This is a genomic window from Serratia sp. Ae19-1, assembly GCF_059801225.1.
The window spans coordinates 343,561-365,951 of record NZ_JBCHWD010000004.1; the positions used below are offsets into that span (position 1 = coordinate 343,561).

Annotated in this window: 23 protein-coding genes, 1 pseudogene and 1 riboswitch; of the genes and pseudogenes, 9 read left to right on the top strand and 15 right to left on the bottom strand. The window is 57.2% G+C overall.

The window, feature by feature from the left end:
• Positions 1–24: 24 nt before the first annotated feature.
• Together AAIE04_RS14275 and AAIE04_RS14280 are read right to left on the bottom strand one after the other, a co-directional pair.
• Positions 25–1,326: a PQQ-dependent sugar dehydrogenase gene (locus tag AAIE04_RS14275; RefSeq protein ID WP_498577180.1), complete on the bottom strand. Its 1,302-nt coding sequence runs from the start codon at positions 1,324–1,326 to the stop codon at positions 25–27.
• A 10-nt stretch (positions 1,327–1,336) separates the two neighbouring features.
• Positions 1,337–1,762 carry a DUF2231 domain-containing protein gene (locus AAIE04_RS14280; RefSeq protein ID WP_498577181.1) on the bottom strand — a complete coding sequence of 142 codons (426 nt, stop codon included), beginning with the start codon at positions 1,760–1,762 and terminating at the stop codon, positions 1,337–1,339.
• Positions 1,763–1,930: 168 nt separating this feature from the next.
• Here AAIE04_RS14280 and AAIE04_RS14285 point away from each other — a divergent pair, with 168 nt between their 5' ends.
• Positions 1,931–2,389 (top strand): YbaK/EbsC family protein, encoded by a 459-nt coding sequence (locus tag AAIE04_RS14285; protein ID WP_019455365.1) that lies wholly within the window; start codon positions 1,931–1,933, stop codon positions 2,387–2,389.
• Between the two features lie 85 nt (positions 2,390–2,474).
• On the opposite strand, the gene AAIE04_RS14290 is transcribed toward AAIE04_RS14285, so the two are convergent.
• Positions 2,475–2,852, bottom strand: a complete 378-nt coding sequence (locus AAIE04_RS14290; RefSeq protein WP_440529664.1) for a VOC family protein — start codon at positions 2,850–2,852, stop codon at positions 2,475–2,477.
• A 359-nt stretch (positions 2,853–3,211) separates the two neighbouring features.
• On the opposite strand from AAIE04_RS14290, the pseudogene AAIE04_RS14295 reads away from it, so the two are divergent.
• Positions 3,212–3,376, top strand: a pseudogene (locus AAIE04_RS14295) (GrpB family protein); the annotation flags it as partial.
• Positions 3,377–3,684: 308 nt separating this feature from the next.
• Here the strand turns inward: AAIE04_RS14295 and AAIE04_RS14300 are convergent.
• From AAIE04_RS14300 to AAIE04_RS14310, 3 genes are all read right to left on the bottom strand, one after another.
• Complete coding sequence (locus tag AAIE04_RS14300; protein ID WP_498577182.1) at positions 3,685–3,879, bottom strand: hypothetical protein; 195 nt, start codon at positions 3,877–3,879, stop codon at positions 3,685–3,687.
• 85 nt (positions 3,880–3,964) lie between these two features.
• Positions 3,965–4,477, bottom strand: a complete 513-nt coding sequence (locus tag AAIE04_RS14305) for a hypothetical protein (RefSeq protein ID WP_498577183.1) — start codon at positions 4,475–4,477, stop codon at positions 3,965–3,967.
• A gap of 39 nt (positions 4,478–4,516) precedes the next feature.
• Positions 4,517–5,527 carry a LacI family DNA-binding transcriptional regulator gene (locus AAIE04_RS14310; protein WP_498577184.1) on the bottom strand — a complete coding sequence of 337 codons (1,011 nt, stop codon included), beginning with the start codon at positions 5,525–5,527 and terminating at the stop codon, positions 4,517–4,519.
• Positions 5,528–5,844: 317 nt separating this feature from the next.
• Between AAIE04_RS14310 and AAIE04_RS14315 the strand changes: the two genes are divergently transcribed.
• From AAIE04_RS14315 to AAIE04_RS14325, 3 genes are all read left to right on the top strand, one after another.
• Positions 5,845–6,768: a substrate-binding domain-containing protein gene (locus AAIE04_RS14315; RefSeq protein ID WP_498577185.1), complete on the top strand. Its 924-nt coding sequence runs from the start codon at positions 5,845–5,847 to the stop codon at positions 6,766–6,768.
• 64 nt (positions 6,769–6,832) lie between these two features.
• Positions 6,833–8,008 carry a Gfo/Idh/MocA family protein gene (locus AAIE04_RS14320; RefSeq protein WP_498577186.1) on the top strand — a complete coding sequence of 392 codons (1,176 nt, stop codon included), beginning with the start codon at positions 6,833–6,835 and terminating at the stop codon, positions 8,006–8,008.
• 10 nt (positions 8,009–8,018) lie between these two features.
• Positions 8,019–8,960 carry a sugar phosphate isomerase/epimerase family protein gene (locus AAIE04_RS14325; protein ID WP_019455358.1) on the top strand — a complete coding sequence of 314 codons (942 nt, stop codon included), beginning with the start codon at positions 8,019–8,021 and terminating at the stop codon, positions 8,958–8,960.
• Positions 8,961–9,013: 53 nt separating this feature from the next.
• Here AAIE04_RS14325 and AAIE04_RS14330 read toward each other — a convergent pair whose 3' ends face one another.
• Positions 9,014–10,099 (bottom strand): NAD(P)-dependent alcohol dehydrogenase, encoded by a 1,086-nt coding sequence (locus AAIE04_RS14330; protein ID WP_498577187.1) that lies wholly within the window; start codon positions 10,097–10,099, stop codon positions 9,014–9,016.
• 316 nt (positions 10,100–10,415) lie between these two features.
• Here AAIE04_RS14330 and AAIE04_RS14335 point away from each other — a divergent pair, with 316 nt between their 5' ends.
• Positions 10,416–10,829: an energy transducer TonB gene (locus AAIE04_RS14335; RefSeq protein ID WP_071532856.1), complete on the top strand. Its 414-nt coding sequence runs from the start codon at positions 10,416–10,418 to the stop codon at positions 10,827–10,829.
• 60 nt (positions 10,830–10,889) lie between these two features.
• Here AAIE04_RS14335 and AAIE04_RS14340 read toward each other — a convergent pair whose 3' ends face one another.
• From AAIE04_RS14340 to AAIE04_RS14355, 4 genes are all read right to left on the bottom strand, one after another.
• On the bottom strand, positions 10,890–12,425 hold the full coding sequence (locus tag AAIE04_RS14340; protein WP_498577188.1) for a phospholipase D family protein: 1,536 nt from the start codon (positions 12,423–12,425) through the stop codon (positions 10,890–10,892).
• Positions 12,426–12,510: 85 nt separating this feature from the next.
• The gene (locus tag AAIE04_RS14345; RefSeq protein ID WP_498577189.1) at positions 12,511–13,302 is read right to left on the bottom strand and encodes an AraC family transcriptional regulator; all 792 of its coding nucleotides are present in this window, start codon (positions 13,300–13,302) and stop codon (positions 12,511–12,513) included.
• 358 nt (positions 13,303–13,660) lie between these two features.
• Positions 13,661–13,978, bottom strand: coding sequence for a cupin domain-containing protein (locus AAIE04_RS14350; RefSeq protein WP_019455354.1), 318 nt, complete (start codon positions 13,976–13,978; stop codon positions 13,661–13,663).
• Between the two features lie 283 nt (positions 13,979–14,261).
• Positions 14,262–15,446 (bottom strand): MFS transporter, encoded by a 1,185-nt coding sequence (locus tag AAIE04_RS14355; protein WP_498577190.1) that lies wholly within the window; start codon positions 15,444–15,446, stop codon positions 14,262–14,264.
• A gap of 180 nt (positions 15,447–15,626) precedes the next feature.
• On the opposite strand from AAIE04_RS14355, the gene AAIE04_RS14360 reads away from it, so the two are divergent.
• Positions 15,627–16,496 (top strand): LysR substrate-binding domain-containing protein, encoded by an 870-nt coding sequence (locus AAIE04_RS14360; protein ID WP_498577191.1) that lies wholly within the window; start codon positions 15,627–15,629, stop codon positions 16,494–16,496.
• Here AAIE04_RS14360 and AAIE04_RS14365 read toward each other — a convergent pair.
• The 4 genes from AAIE04_RS14365 to AAIE04_RS14380 all read right to left on the bottom strand — a co-directional run bounded on the left by AAIE04_RS14365 (position 16,493) and on the right by AAIE04_RS14380 (position 20,683).
• A complete protein-coding gene (locus AAIE04_RS14365; RefSeq protein ID WP_498577192.1) occupies positions 16,493–17,197 on the bottom strand; it encodes a hypothetical protein in 705 nt (234 codons plus the stop codon). The two genes, AAIE04_RS14360 and AAIE04_RS14365, sit on opposite strands and share 4 nt — an antisense overlap.
• Positions 17,198–17,425: 228 nt before the next feature.
• On the bottom strand, positions 17,426–17,833 hold the full coding sequence (locus AAIE04_RS14370) for a DUF2000 domain-containing protein (RefSeq protein WP_019455349.1): 408 nt from the start codon (positions 17,831–17,833) through the stop codon (positions 17,426–17,428).
• A 53-nt stretch (positions 17,834–17,886) separates the two neighbouring features.
• Entirely contained in the window at positions 17,887–18,735 is an 849-nt protein-coding gene (locus AAIE04_RS14375; RefSeq protein WP_498577193.1) for an AraC family ligand binding domain-containing protein, read from the bottom strand.
• Positions 18,736–18,802: 67 nt separating this feature from the next.
• Positions 18,803–20,683: a PAS domain S-box protein gene (locus AAIE04_RS14380; RefSeq protein ID WP_498577194.1), complete on the bottom strand. Its 1,881-nt coding sequence runs from the start codon at positions 20,681–20,683 to the stop codon at positions 18,803–18,805.
• A gap of 181 nt (positions 20,684–20,864) precedes the next feature.
• Positions 20,865–20,939: riboswitch (Fluoride riboswitch) on the top strand.
• 40 nt (positions 20,940–20,979) lie between these two features.
• Here AAIE04_RS14380 and AAIE04_RS14385 point away from each other — a divergent pair.
• A complete protein-coding gene (locus AAIE04_RS14385) occupies positions 20,980–21,945 on the top strand; it encodes a DHHA2 domain-containing protein (protein ID WP_498577195.1) in 966 nt (321 codons plus the stop codon).
• A 3-nt stretch (positions 21,946–21,948) separates the two neighbouring features.
• The gene (locus AAIE04_RS14390; RefSeq protein WP_019455345.1) at positions 21,949–22,377 is read left to right on the top strand and encodes an adenine nucleotide alpha hydrolase family protein; all 429 of its coding nucleotides are present in this window, start codon (positions 21,949–21,951) and stop codon (positions 22,375–22,377) included.
• Positions 22,378–22,391: the final 14 nt, after the last annotated feature.

Below are 22,391 nucleotides of genomic sequence, written 5' to 3' on the forward strand. Positions count from 1 at the left end.
TTCGCCTGAACCCGACCGTTAACCTTATTTGGCGCTGACGCGCCAAACGGTATTGCCGACGTCATCCGCAACCAGCAAAGCGCCGGTCTTATCGACAGCCAACCCCACCGGGGCGCCATAGAGTTCCTTCTCATCGTCGGAGACAAAGCCGGTGACCACCGCTTTGAGCTTGCCAACCGGCTTGCCTTGTTCAAACGCCACATAGCTGACCCGGTAGCCGTTCAGCGGCGATCGATCCCAACTGCCGTGTTCGCTGATAAAGGCGCCGCCGCGATAGTCGGCCGGCAAAGCGCTCGCGGTGTAGAACAGCAGCCCCAGCGGCGCGACGTGCGAGCTGAGCGCGTAGTCCGGCTTGATGGCTTTCGCCACAAGATCCGGCCGCGCCGGCTGCACCCGCCGATCGACATGCTGACCAAAGTAGCTGTAAGGCCAGCCGTAGAAGCCGCCGTCCTGCACCGAGGTCAGGTAGTCCGGCACCAGATCGGCGCCGATCTCGTCACGCTCGTTGACGATAGCCCACAGCTTGCCGCTGTGCGGCTCCCACTGCAGCCCGGTCGGGTTGCGCAGGCCGCTGGCAAAAATGCGGCTGGCGCCGGAGGCGGTGTCGACTTCCAGCACGGCGGCGCGCCGGTACTCTACGGCCAGGCCGTTTTCGGTGATGTTGCTGTTGGAACCCACCCCGACATACAGCTTCTTCCCGTCCGCGCTGGCCAACAGCGCCTTGGTCCAGTGGTGATTGATGGTGTCCGGCAGGTCGGCCAGCTCTTTACCCGCATCGCTGATGCGCGTCTCACCCGGTTGATAGGCGTACTGCATGATGTTGCCGGTGTTGGCCACGTACAGCGTGTTGCCAATCAGCTGGACGCCGAATGGGGAATCGAGCCCCTCGAGGAAAACATGCTTTTCCCAACTGCCGTCGGCAGTGGGGCGCAGCAGGGTGATGCGGTTGCCGCCTTTGCCGCCTTTACCGGATTGGCCTTTCACCAGGCCGGCGATCAGTTGCTTGGTCGTGCTTACCGCTTCGGTGCCCGGCCCGTTGGCTTCCACTACCAACACATCGCCGTTGGGCAGGGTAAGCAACTGGCGCGGATGCAGTAAACCGTCCGCCACCTTTTCGATTTTCAAGCCTTCGGCCACTTTCGGCATCTGGTTCTGTTGCCAGCCCACGCCCTTAGGCACCTGCATCGGCGGGATCAGGAAGTTTTGCGCCGCCGGCAACGTCGGATCCGGGCCCATTTGTTGCTCTGGCGAAATGACGGCGCTGTTATCACAACCTGCCAGTGCCAAAACGGCAGCCAGAGAGAGCGCCAGGGATGATAGCTTCATGAAAACCTCCTTATTTTGCACGGGCAGCAAGGGCCAGCAGAATATTAGCCAGGCTCAGCAGCGCGACCACGATGGCAGACAGCACCACACCTTGCGGCACCACAGCATACGCATCACGGCTATGCACGAAAGCGTTGACGATGGCGAGAACGATGGCGATCAGATTCAACCAGAAGTGGAGTTTGACCGATGCTCCCAGCCGGCGACCGCTGCCGAACCACACCTGCACCAGGTTAATCAGCCGGGGAATAATGGCAAAAACCAGGCCGATGGCGATCAGCCAACCGGCACCATTGACCCACTGAATATTCGCCGTGCAGGCATAGATAATGTCGAAAATCAGCGCCGCAGTGAAAAATCCGTAGGGTATCGGGTTGAGCCATTCATAGACGGCCACCGCAGCCGCTGAAGGCCTTGCTGTCGTTTGCGTGGTCATTCAGGTATCTCCATGAAAAATGATGAGTAAAAAGGGCATTGACCTCTTAAAGCTTTGTTCAGATTCAGCGATTTGAACAATTTTGATTCTCATTTTTAGCATGCGATGTTAAAACCGAAACCATCACTTCGGCATTATCAATGGTTTAGCAATACCAGGAGGAAGGGCATGAGCATAGAACGCGTTCAGCGATTTCTGACCGAGCACGCACCGGAAGCGACGGTAACGGTGTTGGCAAAGAACACCGCGACGGTGGCGCTGGCGGCGGAAGCCTTTGGCGTTGAGAGTGGGCAGATCGCCAAGACGCTGTCGTTTCGCGTGAACGACGGCGTGGTGCTGTTGGTGATGGCGGGAACCGCCCGGATCGACAACAAAAAGTACAAGCAATACTTCGGCGTAAAGGCGCGCATGCTGCCGGCAGAGGAGGTGGAGGCGCTGACCGGCTATCCGCCCGGCGGCGTTTGCCCCTTTGCCGCACCAGAAACGGTGAAAATTTACTGCGATCGCAGCCTGCGTGATTACGATGAAGTGCTTCCGGCAGGCGGTAGCGATAATTCAGGCGTGAGAATTACGCCACAACGGCTCGCCAGCATCACTGGAGCAGAGTGGATAGACGTGACGGGGTAACATTAAGTGACGACGTCACATCTGTGTTATGTTAAATAGAAAGCATCATCACATAGTTAATATGCTGTTTTAGCTGGGAAAATCACTAGTCCTTCGAGGTATGGCAAACCGCCTCGATATTATGGCCATCCGGGGCGATCACAAATGCCGCATAGTAGTGGGCATGGTATTGGGGCCGCAAACCGGGCGCGCCGTTGTCTTTGCCGCCGGCGTTTAGCGCGGCGTGGTAGAACGCATCGACCTGTTCACGGCTGCTGGCGGCAAATGCCAGGTGCAGATGCGCCGGTTTTTCATCGGTCTGAAACAGACATAAGGAAACGTTACCTCGATCGGGACACATTTCAACGCCGTATGCGGGTTCACCTTCGGCCACGACCTTTACGCCCAGCGGCGCCAGCGCAGTGAGGAAAAACGCTTTGCTGAGGGCGAAGTCGCTAACGCCAAATTTCACATGATCAAACATGGAAATGCTCCTGAAGGATGCAGAAAAATGTCCCATTCAGTATAGCCAATACCGTGATTGGTGTCGGAAGCGGTGCAAACAACACCAATGCGCATTTAACATGCAAATAGTGCCCGTTTAGGAAACGCGTTTGGGAGAAATCTGCAGTATCGTAGCTGCCGAATTTTCTCAGATTTCACGTAGCGCGATCAAAAAAGCAGGGGGTTCCTGGCCAATACCGGCAGGTATACGCCATTGAAAATTATGTCCAGTCATCATTAATGAAGTGGACAATGGCAGCGTGCATCAGCACGGTCGAGGATTATGATCCGCAGCGGGTGGAACGTTATAAAGGTGAAGCGCTGAAACTACGCGAGATAGTGACTGGCGAGAACGGGATTGCCGGCAGGCGTTACGACATCAATGGAAACGACAATCGCACGCATCACGTGCATGCATTTACTGCGGGAAGTGAACAGGCGATCAGACATTTGGCGTTCAGAGATTATCTGCGCAAGCATCATGGTATTGCTCAGCAATACGCGGAGACTGCGGAAGCCTGTAGGTAAAAACCAGAGGCCTATGGCCGGCTGAAAAACGAATTTGTTCAAAGGCATGAGCAGCTGGTGCGGACTTGGTTGGCCGCAGGAGCAACCCCATGAATCAGGCCTGGACGCCAGAATCCGTGTATCCTTATCTTGGTGCGCATAATGTATATTATGTTAAATTAAGTAACTGGATACGCACCGTGATTAGCCCTGCACATTATCTCTCACCTTACCCTTCAACCTTATCCGTCTGACATCCCGTTTTCCCGCCAGGCTTACTGTCACTCGGCCGCTTTTAAACGCAATCAATCATCAGTCGGCGTACCTTGATGAAACCGCATTTGCCAACCCTCTTTTTCTGTCAGGATCCAAATTGATATTTCTTCAAAGTCATCATGCAGTAATGCCGCGACGCGCTGCGGATCGCGGCGCACCATTAGCCGATGCAGTTCAACTTCAAACGTCTGGAATAGATTCAGCAACTCTGCAAAACAGGTCAAATGCCCTCCTTTTTGATCGCGCTACGTGAAATCTGGCAAACTTCGGCAATCAATCCTGCACCAGAATGGCACTCGTGAAACCTGATTATTCCCAGGATTCCTTCTCATAAGGCTTTTGCCAGTTCTTTTCCGTGACGGGTACGAGTTCACCGTTGAACGTATAGGTACAACAACGGCATCTCACCGGCACATCTTCTGCGGTAAATGCCGGGTTCACTTTCTGCAGTATCCCGAGTTCATCTACGCATAGTCCGCTGTAATAGCTAGATTCACCACAACAGACATAGCTCCGCCAGTTTTTACGGTGAAGCGCCACCAGATAAAAAATAGGTGCTTCTTTATCCAACCGACTAACCGCTTCACTGTGTACTTCATTCCAAGGTTGGCCCACTTTACCGAGCAGAAATTGAAATAGCGGCGTGTAATCCATACCATGTTTTATCCGCCCATGCATGCTTTCACGCAGCGGTAAATGTTCATCGTCCGCCTGCTTGCTATGGCGTCCCCAGCGGTACTCACCACCGCTGGCTATAGAGCCTCTGGATGTAACACTTTCTCTTCTATAGAGTTTTTTCTTTTTATCTCGATGAATTTTCATCAAACCCCTTAAGTGACATAGTCACAAAAAAAACAACTCTCACACCTGTTTTCCCCCCAAATGCGACCGCCGAACCCGCAGCTCCCCATGCCGCCAGGCGCCGTCCGCTGTGGCGCGGTTGTCGATCAGGCGATTCAAGGCCTCTTCGACCAGCCGATCGATACGTTGGCTATAGCTGGTCAGCGCCCAATTGGCAGAGCCGGCTTCGTCGATATCGTCGAAACCTACCACGGCCATGGCTGACGATGGCGCCGTTTGCCTGATGGCTTCGAGCGCCCCCAAGGCCAGCACGTCGTTCTCGCAGAACAGCGCCGCAACCCGCTCGCTTTCCGGCGTGGCCTGCAGGTATTCGCTCATCAACTGAAAACCGCGCTGGCGATCGTAGTGGCCGGCAGTGAGTACCCTATCCAGCTGAAAACCGGCAGCGAGCAGCTTGTCGCGGTAGCCTTCCATACGCAGTAAATGGCTGCTTTGCGTGTCCGGCCCCTTCATGTAGCCAAAGCGCCGGTGGCCTTGCTCAATCAGCAGCTCGGCGATCTCTTCGCCGGCGCGGTAGCCGTCGATATTGACCACATCAATGTGTTCACTTTCCGTATTGCGACACACCTGCACCAGCGGGATCTGATGCAGATCTTGCGCGATTGCCACCCACTCTTTGGTTAACACGGTCGCCAGGAACAGAATGCCATCGACCTGCAGCTGATCGGCCATCGCCATCACCGCCCGGTAATTTTCTCCGGCGGTGATGTTCAGCAGCAGCGCCATGTAGCCGCGGGTTTGCAACTGTCTGGTCACCATATCAAGCATCATCATCGAATGTGGATTCTTCATCTCGTCGATGGCCACGCCGATGATGTGCGTGCGTTTTTGCGACAGGCTACGTGCCAGCAGGTTCGGCCGATAACCTAGCTCGGCCGCCGCCGCCAGCACGCTTTCACGCGCGCTGTCCGAGATCGACGCGCCGGGCGTAAAGGCGCGTGATACCGTCCATTTGGAAACGCCGGCCTTTTCGGCGACGTCGCTGGCGGTGGCTTTGTGGTGTTTCATCATGATTGTGTCGATCCCTGCTTCGGTGAAGTCAAACTATATCCTGTTCGCTCAGATCCCCTAAGCGCCCGTCGACATGCCTGCTGCAATTATGTGCTGTTTTTGCACCCGATTGCAATTCGTTGTGCAACCGGGTGCAAAATGTAAACAGTTTGTGATCGTCTACGCTGTTTTCACCTTTCCCCTATTGACCAAATTTTATACATCATTGACATTCACGGTGGCATTCAGAGACTCATTGCCCTTTTTTCTTCTGTTTTGCACCCGGTTGCAAAAGCACTATTTTTACACAACACCTCTCTTCTCAACAGGATACCGTAATGAAAAAAACCAGACTGCTGTTGATGTTAGCCTGCTCGCTGTTCGTCGGAACCACCCAGGCCAAGACCTGGCAGGTCGGCGTCGCGCTGGCCAATTTCGATCTCAACTTCGTCTCTATCCTGCGCAGCCAAATGGCGCGTGAATTGGCTGCGCAGCAGTTGCAAGGCCAGTTCGTCGATGCCAAAGGCGATGTCGCCCTGCAGGTGCAGAAGGTAGAGGATCTGATCAACCAGGGCGTAAACGCCATTATCCTCAACCCGGTCGATACGCAAGGCGTCCAGCCGATGATGGCGGCCGCCCAACGTGCCGCGATCCCCCTCATTTTCGTCAACCGCAAACCCGAAGTGCCGCTGGTCGGTGCGACGGCCTACGTCGGTTCTGATTCGGCGCTCAGCGGCCGCCTGCAGATGGAGGCTCTGGCGAAAAAAATGAACTATCGCGGCAACGTGGCGATCCTGATGGGCGCCCTCTCCAACGAAGAAACTCGCGAACGCACCCGTGCGGTGGAAGCGGTGATCGCCAAGCACAAAGATCTGAAAGTAGTAGAGAAACAGACAGCCAAATGGCAGCGCAATGAAGCGGTCGACGTGGTCTCTGGCTGGTTGCTGAACGGCGCGCCGATCGATGCGATCGCCGCCAACAACGACGAGATGGCCATCGGTGCAATCATGGCGCTGAAGCAGGCCAAAAAGAACGGCGTGCTGGTTGCCGGCATTGATGGCACACCCGACGGCCTGCAATTTATCAAGAACGGCGACATGGCAGTGACCATTTTCCAGGATGCCAAAGCCCAGGCGATCGGCGCGGTGCAAGTGACCCGAGCGATGTTGGACCGCACTAAAACCGAGCCTTACAACTGGGTGCCTTATGCCACCGTGACGGGAGAAAACTACCCGCAATTTGCGCAGATGAACCAGAAATAGACCGTTGCCGCTCTTTTTCAACCCACTTTGCACCCGAGTGCAAAACACAATCTCAGGAGTCAGCATGTTAAATGGTGAAAGAAGCATCCCTCGCCCGCTGCGTTGGGCGATGATCGGCGGTGGCCGCCTCAGCCAGGTGGGCTACAAACACCGTTCCGGCGCCCTGCGCGATAATACCGCCTTTCGGCTGGTCGCCGGTGCCTTTGATATCGACGCGGTGCGCGGTCGTGAGTTCGGCGTTAATCTCGGCGTGCCCGCCGAACGCTGTTATGACGACTACCAGCAGCTGCTGGAGCAGGAGGCTAACCGCGAAGATGGCGTTGAGGTGGTGACCATCGCCACCCCCAACGGCACCCACTATGAAATCACACGCGCCGCGCTGAATGCCGGCCTGCATGTCATCTGCGAAAAACCGCTGTTCTTCTCCACGGCGCAGGCGAAAGAAATCAAGGCGCTGGCGGCGGAGAAAAGCCTGATCGTCGGCGTAACCTACGGCTTCTCTGGCCATCCGCTGCTGATGCAGATGCGCGCCATGATCGCGAACGGCGACATCGGCGAAGTGCGCATTGTCGAATTGCAGTATACCCACGGCTTCAACGCCAACGAGAGCGCAGACAAGTTCGAGGCGCAAAAGTGGCGCGTTGACCCGAAAATCGCCGGCCCCACTTTTGTGCTGGGCGATATCTCCACCCACACCTTTTACATTTCGCAGCTGGTGATGCCCGACATGAAGATCGCCTCCCTGCTGTGCGATCGCCAGAGTTTTATCCCTTCTCGCGCCCCGCTGGAAGACAACGCCATGGTGCTGATGCACTACCAAAACGGCGCCGTTGGCCGCATGTGGGCATCTGCCATCAACGCCGGCGCGATGGACAGCCAAAGCATCCGCGTGGTGGGCTCGCTCGCCAGCCTGCAATGGAGCGACGCTACACCCGGTGAATTGCGTTACGAGATCCAGGGGCGCCCCAATCAGACGCTACACCACGGCATGCCCTATCTGGACGACAGCGCGCTGGCCGAGGAACGGCTCGGCGCATTGCATACCGAAGGACTGGCCGAGTCCTGGGCCAATATCTACCTCAAGTTCGCCATCGCCATCAGCGCTAGCCAGCGCGGTGATCGGCAGACGCTGGCAACGCTGATCTATCCGGATATCGATGCCGGATTAGAAGGCGTGCGCTGGATTGAAAACTGCGTTCGCTCCGCCGACAACGGCGCCACCTGGGTTAATTACCAATAAGGAAAGCATCATGAAACTTTCATTCTGTACCGACAGCCTGGGCCATTTGCCCTTCGAGCCCATGCTGGACCGGTTGCTGGAACTGGGGGTGCTCGGCGTGGAAATGACCACCGGCGGCTGGTCTCCGGCCCCCCATCTGGATGCCGACGATCTGCTGGCTAACCCGGCCAAACGCCGGCAGCTGCAGCAGGCGCTGGCCAGCCGCGGCATGGAGATCGCCGCACTCAATGTCTCCGGCAACCCGCTCGATCCGGGCGAGCTGGGGCGGCGCCATCTGCGACAAACCGACAATACGCTGGAGCTGGCAGGCCTGTTGGGGGTAAAAAAGATCGTCATGATGAGCGGGCTGCCGCCGGCCAGCCCGCATGACACCATCCCCAACTGGATCACCTATACCGTCAGTTGGCCGCCCACGGTAAAAAACTGTCTGGACTATCAATGGAATGAGGTGGCGATCCCCTATTGGCGCACACTGGTCGACAAAGCCAGGGAGTGTGGCGTCGAACGGTTCGCGCTGGAGAACTTCAGCGCCATGCTGGTGTGGAACCCGCAGACGCTGTTCCGGCTGCGCGACGCGGTCGGCCCGATGGTAGGCCTGAACCTCGATCCCAGCCACCTGATCTGGATGGGGGCAGATCCCATCGCGGTAGCCCGCGCCCTCGGCCCCGCCATTCACCATGTGCACGGCAAAGACGTGCGCCTTGAGCGCGGCATCGTCGAGGTTAACGGGCTGCTGGAGACCAAACCAATCGACGACGTGGCCGGTCGGGCCTGGAATTACGTCGCCGTCGGCTGCGGGCGGGATCTGCAGTGGTGGAAGGAGTTCTTCTCGGTGGTGCGCATGACGGGCTATAACGACTGGGTGTCGCTGGAGATGGAAGACCTGACCATGTCGGTCGATGCCGGGATCGCCTCCTCCGTTCAGGCGCTGCAACAGACGATCAGCAGGTAACCCCAGGCGCAGCGGTTGCGGCCGCTGCGCCAGATTCATCCTGTGTTGCACCGTTACGGGGTTATCGCCAACTTAATCACGCCATCGCGCTTTTCAGAGAACAGGTGGTAAGCCTCGGCAATATTCTCCAGCTGAAAACGATGCGTCACGAACGGCGTGAGATCCAAACCGCCATGCTGGATAACGTTCATCATTCTGCGCATCCGCTCCTTACCGCCAGGGCACAGAGCCGTACGAATCGTATGATCGCCCAGCCCATAGGCGAACGCCTCGACAGGCAATTGAATATCGTCGCTATAAACGCCGAGACTGGACAGTGTCCCGCCAGGTTTTAAGACACGCAGCGCTTGATTAAAGGTGGCTTGCGTCCCCAAACACTCGATGCTGGCGTCCACACCACGCCCCGCCGTAATCTTGAATATTTCATCAATCACATCGGTTTCCTTGTAATTCAGCAAGACGTTTGCCCCCATCTTTCCCGCCATCATCAGCTTTTCGGGAGAGCTGCTGATGGCAATAATCAGGCTGGCGCCCTGCAGGCGAGCGCCCGCAGTGGCGCATAAACCGATCGGCCCCTGGGCGAAGATGGCCACCGTATCACCAATTTTAATGTTGGCATTTTCCGCGCCTTTAAAACCGGTAGACATCACATCCGGGCACATCAGCACCTGTTCATCCGTCAGACCGTCCGGTATGAGCGCCAAATTGGCTTCAGCATCAGGCACCAGTACATATTCAGCCTGGGTACCGTCGATAACATTGCCGAAGCGCCAACCCGCCGTGGCTTTATACCCATGGCAAGGACATTCCGGCAAATAGGCGCCATCCTGGGCGGGAAATCCATCCTGGCAGGCATAGGACGTAAAAGAGGGGCAAATGGCACCGGCCAACGCCCGCTGCCCTTCTTTAAAGCCTTTAACATTGCTCCCGAGCTTTTCTATAATCCCAACCGGCTCATGTCCCACGGTCAGTCCGTGAGGCACGGCATATTCACCCTTAAGAATATGAATATCGGTACCGCAGATTGTCGTCGTGGTTATTTTGAGCAAAGCATCGTTGGGGCCAGGAGAAGGAATCGGTTTTTCAATGAGTTCTATTCTCCCCCTTTCGATAAAGGCGGCGGCTTTCATCATGCGCATGGTGGAAGATCCTTTGGTTTTTGTCGAGGCAATTACAAGAAATAATAATCTAATTGGTTATTTTTTCTATTTTAATGCCCTGTGAAAAAATTGTTATCTCCAATGATTTCAATGGTAAAGTAAAATAATAGATATAATTAACCAAAGAATTAACCCCACCCCGGACAACTATTTACCCTCATATTTTCGAATAGAGTATTAGCTTAAGAAAAGAATGATTAATACCCTAGCGAAAGCTGCATGATTTCTCTTTCTAAATACCCTGTGCTAAGCGAAAATATGCGTTATCTGATTGATAGAACATGCAGGAAACGCCATGTCACGATTCACCCTCATCTCGCTGAGCCTGGCACTTGCCGGTTGCGCGCCATTGCAACCTGATGGCTGTGAAAAAGCCAGTGCGGTGAACGATTGCGTCTATGCCTGGCGTGCAGGCAGCAATGTTCCAATGGCAAAGCAACCGCCTAACCTGGGATGCGACGGACAAGTCTTTTATGAGCGGCCATACTATTCCGCCTCTGCGAAGGCTGAAAAACGTGAAGGCGAAGTGAGCGCAACGTTTGATGTTGATGATAAGGGTAAAGCCAGAAATATCGTGCTAACGGGCACACCGGAATTCTATCGCGACACCAAAAGCGCTATCGCACGCAGCTGCTGGGTACCAGGCAGCGTTAATGAAACAGTGTTGTTTACTTTTAAACTCTCTGGTGATGCTGAAGCCAACCGATAAGCGCAGGATTGGTTCCCTTGCAACGGTTGACTCAACGGGCGGCGGCGGCATTCACCGCCGTTACAGCATCCACTCGATCGGCAGCCAGCCGGCCACGGTGAGAACGATGCGTTTTACCCAGCCGGCGCCGGGCTCTTGCTGGTGTACCTCGGTGTGGCCGTCTTCGAAGGCTTCGTTCCACACCATTTTGCCCTCGGGTGTCAATGCCGGCCGATAGGCGGCGTACTCGAGCGGGCCATCAAACAGTTGGCGGGTGTCGGCCGCCAACGTCGGGCTATCGATCAAAAAGCCCATTTCGCAGTTCAGGTGCGCCGAGCGCGGGTCAAAATTGAACGAGCCGATAAAAACCCGTTTATCGTCGATGGCGAAGGTTTTCGCGTGCAGCGCCGCGCCGGACAGCCCCAGCGGTTTGAGCTCCTTGCGCCCCGTCGGTTGGCCGGCGCGCAGCTTCAGCTCGAACAGTTCCACGCCCGCCTGCAGCAGATCGCGGCGGTATTTGGCGTAGCCGGCATGGACCACCAGCACGTCGGTGGTGTTCATCGCGTTGGTCAGCACGCGTATGGATTTCCCCTGCCTGGCAAGCGATTCAAAGAAGGCCGCCCCTTCCCGCCCCGGTACGAAATAGGCGGAAACCAGCTCCAACTGCTGGTTGACGCCACCGATGATCTTACCGAGCTGCGTCACCATCAAACGATCGTGCGCGGCCTTGCCCAGACCTTTCGCCGGATCGTCGGCCACCAGCTGCACCGTCGTGAATTCAGGCTGTACGGCGCCATCGCGGAAGCGCACCGCGCTGGTTTCCAACTGCACCGCCAGCTTGCGGGCGCGTTCGCTGCTTTCGGTCGCGGCGGCCTGCGTCAGGAATGCCGAGAGGTTGCCTTTGCCCTTGATAATCTGCTCAACGCCAAACACCGAGGCGCTGTTCCAGTAGCGGTCGAAGACCTCGGCGGTCTCCGCCACCACGCTGCCCGCGCTCAACACGTCGAGATCGAGGAAATAGTTTTCGTCGCCGACCTGGAAATACTCGTCGCCGATGTTGCGGCCGCCGATGATCGCCACGGCGCCGTCGACGATGAAAGACTTGTTATGCATGCGCCGGTTCATGCGCATAAAGTCAAAGGCGTAGCCGGCCAGCTTCGGCGTGCGCACCGTTGACGGGTTGAACAGGCGGATCTCGACGTTTTCCTGGGCGTTCAACGCCGTCAGAGTCTCGTCCATGGCGACGCCGTTATCGTCCAACAGCAGACGCACGCGCACGCCGCGTTGAGCCGCGTCATACAAGGTTTTCAGCAGGATCTGCCCGGAGGTGTCGTTATGCCAGATATAGTACTGGGCGTCGATCGACCTTTCCGCCATCCGCGCCAGCGCCAGGCGGCTGGCGAACGCATCGTGCCCGCTGACCAGCGGCACCACGCCGCTCAGGCCCGGATGTGCCGCCATCAGTTCGGCGGCCCGAGCCGGCAGCTGGGCAGCGGGATCCGCCGGCAATGCCGCCTGTGGCGGACGCTGGCAAATATCAGGCAAACGAAAGATGGCTCTTGCCGCAATAATGGCGATCGTCACGGCAAGAATCAGATACAGGACAACTTTTATCACGGGAAGCGGCCTCGGCGGTTGACTGCTTTGCTTTATACGTCATTAGGTTGCTTCAATCCATAGGAGAAGCGCGCGATGCGAACGGCTATAGCGTAAAGCGCGAAGGCGAAACGCCAAACAGTTTTTTGAACGCCACTGAATAGGCGCTGTGGCTCTCGTAGCCGCTTTCGAAAGCGGCATGGATGATCGAGTTGCCCGCCAGCAACAGCGGAATCGACGACAGCAGCCGCAAGCGCTGTTTCCACTGGCCGAAGGTGATGCCGGTTTGTTGAGTGAAGTGACGCTGAAAGGTTTTCGCGCTGATCGACAATGAATCCGCCCAGATCTCAATGCCGCGATCGTCGGCCGGCGTGATGACCAACTGCCGGCAAATCTCGGCCATTCTCGCCTCCATCGGCCAGGGAAGATGCAGCGCCAGCTGCGGCTGCAGGCTCAGCTCCTCCAGGAACAAGGCTCTGAGCAGCGCGTGGCGTTTAGTCTCCTCGCCCTCTGGCGCCAACGTCGCCAGCTGGGCGATCAGCTCGCGCAGCAGCGGTGACACCTGCAAGACGCCATCGAGCAACGGCAACCGCTCAGCGGTGAATTCATCGACAAAAATCCCGTAAACGCAAATGTTACTCTGCATGACCAGTTGATGTTCTACCCCCGGTCGCAGCCAGACTGCGGTGGTAGGCGGCACGATCCAACGCCCGCAGCTCGCCTCGACCGCCATCACGCCCTGTTGCGAATAGAGCAAATGGCAGCGTTTATGCGAGTGGTAAGGAATGACAAAGCCCGCCGGATAGTGTTTCACCAGCCCCGTCACCTCGAACGCGGAGTTTTCGTGGCCGCTGAGGTCGATGCGTTTTATTTCGGCGTTGTCGACGTCGAATCCCATGGTCGTTTGTCCCTTTTGATAACGCGAATGTCTTTTATTTGATAGAGAGGTCGCATGATCCTCCATATAGTGACGTTCTCGCAAGCCACACCAGGGGCCTTATGCGAAGAAACACACTATTTACACCAACATTTCATCGTTCTGCGTAAAACGGAGGCGATGACGTTGCGCAGGCGCTGCGCAATGGCGGCACGTTGCGGGGGCGACGTGGCCGAAAGTGATGGAAAAGGGAAAGCGCGGTGGCATAAGTCAGGAGGTGTACGCATCAATCAGCAGACAGCTCAGCCTGGGGGGCGGCTCAACGCTGAATGGATATGGAGAGCGCCTAGGCTCTCCTCTATCCATTGCCGTTATCCCATCAACGGGCCAGTTCGGCGCCGTCCAGTTCGGAAATCGCCAGACAAATCACTTCCGTAATAGCCTGCACCGTATAGGCGGTATTGGCGGGAATAATTAACATTTCATGAGGTTGCAGCGTCTGATCGTCAACCTTCATCTCACCGCTCAACACCATCAGCTTCACCCACCCCGGATGAAAGCGCGCCGGTTGTCGGCTGCCCGCATCCAGCTTCAGCAACGCCGTATGGCCAGGCGTCTCCCGTTTCAAAATATGAAAGTGCACCCCATCGTAAGGCATGTTTTCGTAATGCAGTGACGCCAGTGTTCTCTTATGCATGGTAAGTGTCCTCGTGACCTGTGAGTAGCTGCTCCGCCTTCGGTCGCCGTAAAAACGATTGGCGGCTGTCCCTACCGAAAGCACCGGCTCGCAGCCTCTTGGCGAACGGATTAACTGTCGTACTTGCAGCGGCCAGCGGCCGTCGCGTCATGCCTAACCTGCCTCAGGCATGCTACTAAATATATAAGAGCCTCGCCGACCGCGCAAAAAACTGCAGCGACGTTGAGCGCATTACGACGCTAATCCGTAATGGGAGAGTGCGATAACAATGCGTGATTTTGTCTCATTCATCTGATGATGCTCGCGCCTCACGCCAAAGCAGCCAGGCCGCCAGACAGGCTACCCCGCCGCCGCCGGCCAACACGGCATAAGACGTGCTCCAGCTCTGAGTGGCATCCATCACGACGCCAAAGGATAAGGGGGCGAAGGAACCGATGCCGAATCCCAACAGCGATCGCCAACCCATCACGCTGCCGAGCTGCTGCGGCGGTACATTGTCCGCCATGGCGGCCGACAGCACGCCGGAGTCGCCGAGGATAAAGAAACTGCCCAGGCTGACCACCAGCAGCGTCCAGCCCGGTCCCCAGCTCGCCGACCACCCCATCAGCAGCGATCCCACCGCACCGGCGGCGCCCATAAACATCAGCACCGACGCGCGATTGAAATAGTCGGAAACGGTGCCGACAATCAACGTGGCGAGCATGCCCGCCAGGTGGATCGCCGCCGCAACGATCAAGCCGGCGCTCAGCGGATCCAGAGGGAAACCGCTCAATGCTTCACTGACCAGGCTTGGCGCCCAGGCCCAGTTGCCGAGCAGCTCCCAACTATGGGCGATATACCCGATCAGCAACAGCAGGGTCACATAGGTGATGCCATAGCGCTCACGCTTCGCCTTCCTTCCCATGGCGTGCGGGCGCGGCTCCTGATAGCCGGACAAGGCCAACGAACCGGCTAGCGCCCCCAGCAATGCGCCGGCGGCACACAGGGAGAAGGCCACGCCGGATCCCCAGCGCATGGCGCTCCAGCCGGAGATGAAAACCGACAGGAAATATCCCAACGAACTGGCCGCCAGGACCAGGCCGATGGCATACCCGCGCCGCGCCGGGCCGTTCATTCCCATCGCCAACAGCAGCGCCGGCGTATAGGCCCCGCCCTGCGTCAGGCCGACGAAAGCCATCAATATCAACGCACCGACATACGAATGAGCAAAGGCGGCAAACAACGCCAACGCCACGGCGCCCAGCCAGGAGAACAGCAGATAAACCCGGCGTGCTCCCAACGAATCGCACCACCAGGAAGCCACCAGCAATGCCAGGGCGTTAGTGAGGCTGAACACCGTCTGCACCGTGCCGGCGGAGGCGGCGTCGAGCTGCCACTCGTTTCGGATGGTCGGCAGCGCGCCGGCGAACATCATGGTGCCCAGACAGAGGCCCGCCCGGCTCGCGCAAAGCAGATAGAAAGCCCGCATTCAGTGCCGCCCCTCAGCCCATCGATAGGTGAGGATGACTCGACTAACACGGATAACAGACGGGACAACGCTTAACATGGCACGCTCGGCAACGCGGGAAGGATGCGCCATAATAGTGAGCAAAATCAACGGCTGACAAACGATCTTTCGTCCCTCATTTGGTTGAGCTAAACTCAACCTATGAAAAAAGTCCACTCCCTGCCGCACCTGTCCGCATTCGAAGCCGCCGCCCGTCTTGGCAGCTTCAGCGCCGCTGCGGATGAGCTGTTTCTCACCACGGGCGCAATTAGCCGCCATATTCGCGGCCTGGAAGAACAGCTGGGGATCAAGCTGTTTTATCGCGGGCATAAGTCCGTGCGGCTGACGCAGGCCGGCGAGAACTTTTCCCGTTCCGCCTCCCGGGTGATAAGCGAATTGTTTGCCGCGGAAAGCGCGCTGAAAGAGAGCGCCGGCCTGCCGCGGCTAGTGGTGCACAGCCTGCCGACGTTCACCATGCACTGGCTGATGCCGAAGCTGGCGGCGTTCAATGACATTCATCCGGGAGTCGCCATTGATATCACCACCGGCATCGGCGCCATCGATCGCAATACGCCGTTTGACGTGGCGATCCGGCGCGATCCCGCGCACTTCTCTGGGTTGAAAGCGCTCCCTTTCCTGCAGGAAGACAGCCTGCTGGTCTGCAGTCAGAGCTATTTGCATGCCATGCCGGTCATTGCGCCGGGCAATCTCGCCGGCCATACCGCCATTCGCATCCGCGCCCGTGAGGATTTATGGCGCAGCTGGCTGAATGCTTACCCGACGGCGCTGGACGCCTCACCGCCCCCGCTCACGCTCGATCATACCTTCGCCGCCATTCAGGCAGCCGAGGACGGCCTGGGGCTGGCCGTCGTGCCTTACCTGTTCTGCGCCAAGCACCTGGCGGCCGGCCGGCTGGTCTCGCCGTTCCCGACGCTGACCATCAGAACCGGCATCTATTCCCTGCTGCTGCGCGATCGGGACGATGAGGTGGTGAGGAAATTCGCCGTCTGGCTGCAGAGTTTTCAGACCTAGCTCGGGTTTGCCAATCTTTCAGACGCCTTGATGTTCGCAAGCATCTCATGCGTAAAATCGCCGAACCAGGCAAAAACGCGATCGACATGCGCAATGCAACGTTGCCTGACGGCATCGGTCAACGTCGTCTCGGCCAGATCATCCTGCCCCTGATGCTGGGCATGGCCGGTCTCCAGCGCTAAATGAAATTCGCCGCAATAACGCAGTTCAACGCCGGTTGCCTGCTGAATTCGGTTGGCCAGCGGTGTCGTCAACCCAAACAGCACGTTGCCGGTTGCTTCGATGGCCTCAATCACCACGATCCGCTCCAGCCCGCTGAGGCTGCTTATCAGCGCGCACAGCCGATAGGTCAATAGTCGATTCTCCCGAGTACCTTCGCTCCAGAGCCCTTCCAAATGTGCGGCCAGCATGGCGGAGCGGTTGTAACCGAGTTTGTGCAGATCCTCGAGGTACCACGGCCAGTGATGATCATCTTCATAGGTGTGCGCATTGACTTTACGTTGATAACTATCGATAGATGGCGTTTCGTCACGCAGCACGAACTTATTCAGATCGGAAAAAGCCATAATAAAAAACGCGATGTGCGGCAGAAATGCCAACCGCTCCTGCGGCGTGCGCCGTTCATCGCGCAGAAACTCAAATAGCGGAAGTTGGGCGTAGCTCTCTTTATTTCTCTCGATATGCTGCAAAACTGTTTTCATATAAACCTCATTGATTTAACAGTGATTAAATCGGTTTATCATCAAGCTTCAGCTTTAAAGGAATAACTACGAGGCGGGAAACTGTTTCAGTATAGTTGTTTTTACTCACCTAATAGGATAAATAGCATATTACTTGCCGGGTTAAATAATCGCCTGTTTGATTATTTAACCCGGCGCTCAATAATTTTATTTATATTAGCGTGCCGAGAATACCGTCATAGTGGCATTTCACCCGTGAAGCGCTAACCCTTTGATCGCTTTGTCCACTGCTTTTTTTGGCCCGCGTAGCGCCAACCCAACCAAATCCAGATTATCCGCGTCCTCAGCGAGAAAAACCTGTCGGTTGGCTTCATCGTGTCCGGTCGAAAACATGGCGTGCACATAGGGGATTAGCGTCAATTCCCGCTCCAGCCCTTTGCGATGCACATTTTGCAAACCCGGCAGATCTGCGGCAAAAATCAGCATCGGCTGCCCAGAAATGCCACCGTAGCGTCTGCCTTGCGCATCCACGTAGCACTCGCCGATGATTTCCGGAGCGGCGGCGGCGATGCCCGTCGCCAGAAAGGCCACCACATTCAGCCGCTGCCAGGTCTGCAGATCGTCACGCACGATAAACGCTATCTTGGTATCAAACATATTTCGCTCTACTCCGTTGTGCTCTTAAAAGCACATCATCGAAGATCGGCGAGTCAGCGGTATAGAACGTTTGTGCACTGGCGCTGATAAGCCGCCGGCGATAAACGATAGGCGCGCTGGAACCAGCGGCCCAAATGGCTCTGATCGGCAAATCCCACCTGCATGGCGACCTGCGCCGGTTCTTCCCCCTGCGCCAGCAACAACCGTGCGGCTCGCAACCTTAACCGAACCAAATAAGCATGCGGCGACTGGCCGAAAGCCCGAGTGAATTGGCGAGTCAGACGGAAACGGTCCAGACCACACTGAAGCGCCAGATCATCCAGACTGGGATTATCCGCCATATGCGCGTGCAGATAGTCCCGTAGACGATTCATCTCAATCAACGCGTCATCGCATTGCGGACTCGACATGACGCGAATATGCCGCGCCAAAAGCGTCAGTAGATGGTCCAGGCTTTGATCGCGCGCCAGCCGCCCCTCACCATGATGAAGGGCAAAAAAGGCCTGATGAATCGCGGACGCCAGAATCGGATCCTCCGTCAGCGTGCTGTGGAACGCGCCTTCCAATACCGAGGCGTCGCCCAATCCACGGCGGTTCATCGCCGCAGATACCCAATGCTGGGGCAAATAGAGCATCGCATAGGTAAACCCTTCGGCCTGCGGCGCATGACCATCGTGCACCGCACCCGGCTCGATCAGTATGGCGCGCCCCGGCCGGCTGGTATGCAGCGAGCGGTGGCAATTGAAACGCTGCAAGCCCTGCTGCGTAACGCCCACCAGCATTTCATCATGATCGTGAGGATCGTAGGCATGCCCCTGAAAGTGGGCGTTAACGCTCTCGATGCCGGTCTCGTCATCACGCCGCAGTTCCAACCAGTCTTCATGTTGATGATTTGACGCCATGCAATAAATCCGGAGTACTGGTCACAGGAAAAAAACAGCTTACCCCGAGACAGTCATCATTTCACGTTCACAACTCGCAGATGGCGTAAGTCCCCTTTCCGGCCAACTTCGCCTGATACATCGCGCCGTCGGCGCGGGTCAACAGCATCTCCTCCGTCACGTCATTGTGCGAGGAAATCGCCGCACCCAGGCTGGCGGACAAGCTCACGGTCTGCGACCCGATCTGCGAAATATCGGCCAGGCGCGCCAACACGTTTTCGCAAAACTCGCTGACCTCACGCCGCGGATCCGCCAACGGCCACAGGATCACCGTGAACTCGTCGCCGGCCAGGCGCGAAACGCTATGGCGTTCGCCGGCGCAGGCGCTGAGCAACCTGGCGAACGTCTTCAGGATCAGATCGCCGAAGTCATGGCCATGGCTGTCATTGAGGGCTTTAAAACCATCGAGATCGATGAATATCAGCGCCATCTGCCGCTGTTCGCAACAGGCCTGCAATGTGCCGGACAACCGACGCAGGAAGGCACGGCGGTTAGTCAACCCGGTCAGCATGTCGTGTGTGGCATCGTACTCCAGCCGTTGCTGCAGGCGTTTCAACTCGGTAATGTCCATGGAAAGAATGTAAAATCCCTGAGCGTCACACGGCACCAGCGTGGTGTGGATCATCAACAGGCCCTGTTGGGTCTGAAGCTCATTTTCGAAGCTCACCATTTCCCCCGCCAACGCTCTGTCTATCATCGGTTTCGCTATCTGATAAACGTTCTCCCCCATAAAATCGCGCACCGTCATCCCCCTGAGGCGACTCTCTTCCAGGCCAAACCAGGTTTTATAGGCGCTGTTGGCAAACAGGTAGCGTTCATTAGCGTCGATTTGGCTGATTAAGGCCGGCATGTTGTCAGTGATGGCGCGCAGGCGTTCCTTCTCCGTGCTGAGCTGGTATTCGGCAAGCACCCGAGTCTCAATCTCCTCGTTGAGCTTCTTGACCACGACGTTAAGCTCGCGCGTGCGAATTTCAACGCGTTGTTCCAGCTCGTGCTGTAGCGCAAACAGATCGGCCTCTGCCGCCTTGCGCTCGCTGATATCGACGATAACCGAGATGAAATGATCCGGTTTACCGTTCGGCAGCCGGTTTAACGCCACCGTCAGCTGCACCCAGACGATCGAACCATCGGCGCGAAAATAGCGTTTCTCCAGCGAATAGGTACTGATCTCGTTTCTCAGCAGCTGCTGCAGTTTTTCCAAGTCGGTATTGAGATCGAGCGGATAGGTAATGTCCTGAAAGGTGCGATCCATCAGTTCGCGCTCGGAATAGTGCAGCATTTCGCAGATGCGCGGATTGACCCGCAGCCAGTATCCCTGCAGCGAGACCAGCGCCATCCCCACCGCCGCCTGGGCGAAGGTCTGTTCGAACAAGGCTTCCGAGCGCTGCAAGTTTGACTTCAGGTTTTCGGTATAGACGTGGCGTTCAATGCTCTGCAGGTACTCCTCGACCACGGCGGCGAAATCGTGCAGGTCGGCCACCTGTTCCTGGGAAAACGGCTGCGGCTGGCTGTCGATAATGCACAGGGTACCGAGCGGCAAACCGTCGAGCGACAACAGCGGCTGCCCAACGTAAAAGCCGATTCGCGGCCCGCCGATCACCAGCGGGTTATCGAAAAATCGCGGATCGTTGGCGGTGTCGGGCACCACCAGCGCTTCACGTTGCAAGATGGCATGGCCGCAAAACGAGATATTGCGCGGCGTTTCCCGGGCATCCAGACCGTAGCGCGATAGAAACCATTGGCGATCCCGGTCGATCAGTGACACCAGCGCAATGGTGACGCCGAAATATTTCGCCGCCAGCCGTGTAATACGATCCAGTTTTTCCACCGAGTTCGAATCCAGCACGTTCAGCGAATTCAATACCGACAGGCGTTCGGCTTCGTTTTCGGGGAAGCAGGGTTCGAGCATGTTGTCTCCCATTGTGTCTCAGACAGTTCCGGCGCATTCGGCCGGCGTGAGTCAGTTCAGCGTATCCGCCGGTTAAGCGGTAAATATCCTTGTCCATCATGGACTCACTCAGTATCAATCCGATTGCGCATTCTCGCCAGCTTTGCCGGGCGTTGCGTTTGCCGCCGCGCTGCGCTACAGTCATTCGCAAGGTGATGGTGTTCCACCTTTCCCAACCGCCGGTTCGCTCGAACCGGATGATGACGCCTGATATACAACTTCGCTTTATTTTTTAGGCAGGTATGTCAGGAGTCGCTATGGATCAAATGTCATGTTTTACCCGTCTTCCCTCCCAGCCCGATGCCGTCGAGCGCGAGAGGCCCCTGTACGTTTTCGGCCATAAAAATCCCGACAGCGACAGCATCTGCAGCGCGCTGGTGGTCGCCGACTGGCTCAATCATCTCGGTAAGCCGGCCGTGGCTTTCCGCCTCGGCGAGCTGACGCCGGAAACTCGCTACATCCTGGCCGCCGCCGGCGTGCAAGCCCCCCCGCTGCTGCAAGACGATCTCCGCGATCGTCAAGTCTGGCTGGTCGATTTTACCGACGCCGAGCAAGGCCCGGCCTCATTGCCGCACAGCGACGTGGTCGGCGTTATCGATCATCACCGGCTGGGCACGTTGATCACCCGCAACCCGCCCGATGTCTGGATCCGCGCCGTCGGCTGCTGCGCCACCGTCATTCTGCAAATCCTGACGGTGGAAAGGCCGATGCCGCTTTCCGCCGCCCAGGCCACGCTGCTGCTGGGCGCTATCCTGAGCGATACCGTCGCGCTCAGCGCCCCGACCACCACCGAGCTGGATCGGTTGGCCGCCGAACGGTTAAGCGCAATTGCTCACGTCGACTATGATGCCTTCACCGCCGGCCTGATCGCCGCCAAGACCGACCTTTCGGGGCAATCCGCGCCGCAGTTGCTGCACCGTGACGCCAAGCATTACCGCATCCAGAGCGTCTCGCTGCTGCTGTCGCAGATCGAAGTGCGGGCAATGAGCGACATCGAGCCGCTGCTGCCCGCGCTGCAACAGGCGCTTGAACACGCGAAGCAGGAGGCCGGGCTGGAGATGGCCGCGCTGCTGGTTACCGACATCACGCTTGGCCGCTCCACCCTTTACTTTTCGTCGAACCGGGTGCTCGACGCCCGTCAGGTATCGCTGCCCGGCATGACGAGCCGGAAAAAAGAGGTTTTACCGTGGTTAACCCGCCAGATTGCTAACGCAGGGAGATAAGTCATGCCACTCTACCAACACGCTTTACTGCTGGTGCAGAACGAACGCGACGGCCGGCTGTTGTTGCGCCATGCCGAACGCCTCAATCAACAGATGAATACGCGCATTACCGTGGCGCACATCAGCGCCGACTACGCCGAACTGGATTACCTGAGCGATTCACTGACCAAAGATCGTCAGTCCAGCGAGGTGATCGCCGCCAAAGCCATGCTCAGCCGTCTGGTGGAGGACAGCGCAGTCCCGCTGGAGGTGCGATCGATCGTCAGCATCCATCGCTTCAAAGACGTCGAGGCTCTGATTGCACGTGAAGGCGTCGATCTGCTGCTGCTTGGCCACCAGAACCGTCCGTTTGGCGTCTATGCCTCCTTCGGCTTCGAGTTCATTAACCACTTGTCCATCGACGTGCTGATAAAACACGTTCCCACTCCCTAGAAACGAGGTGACTC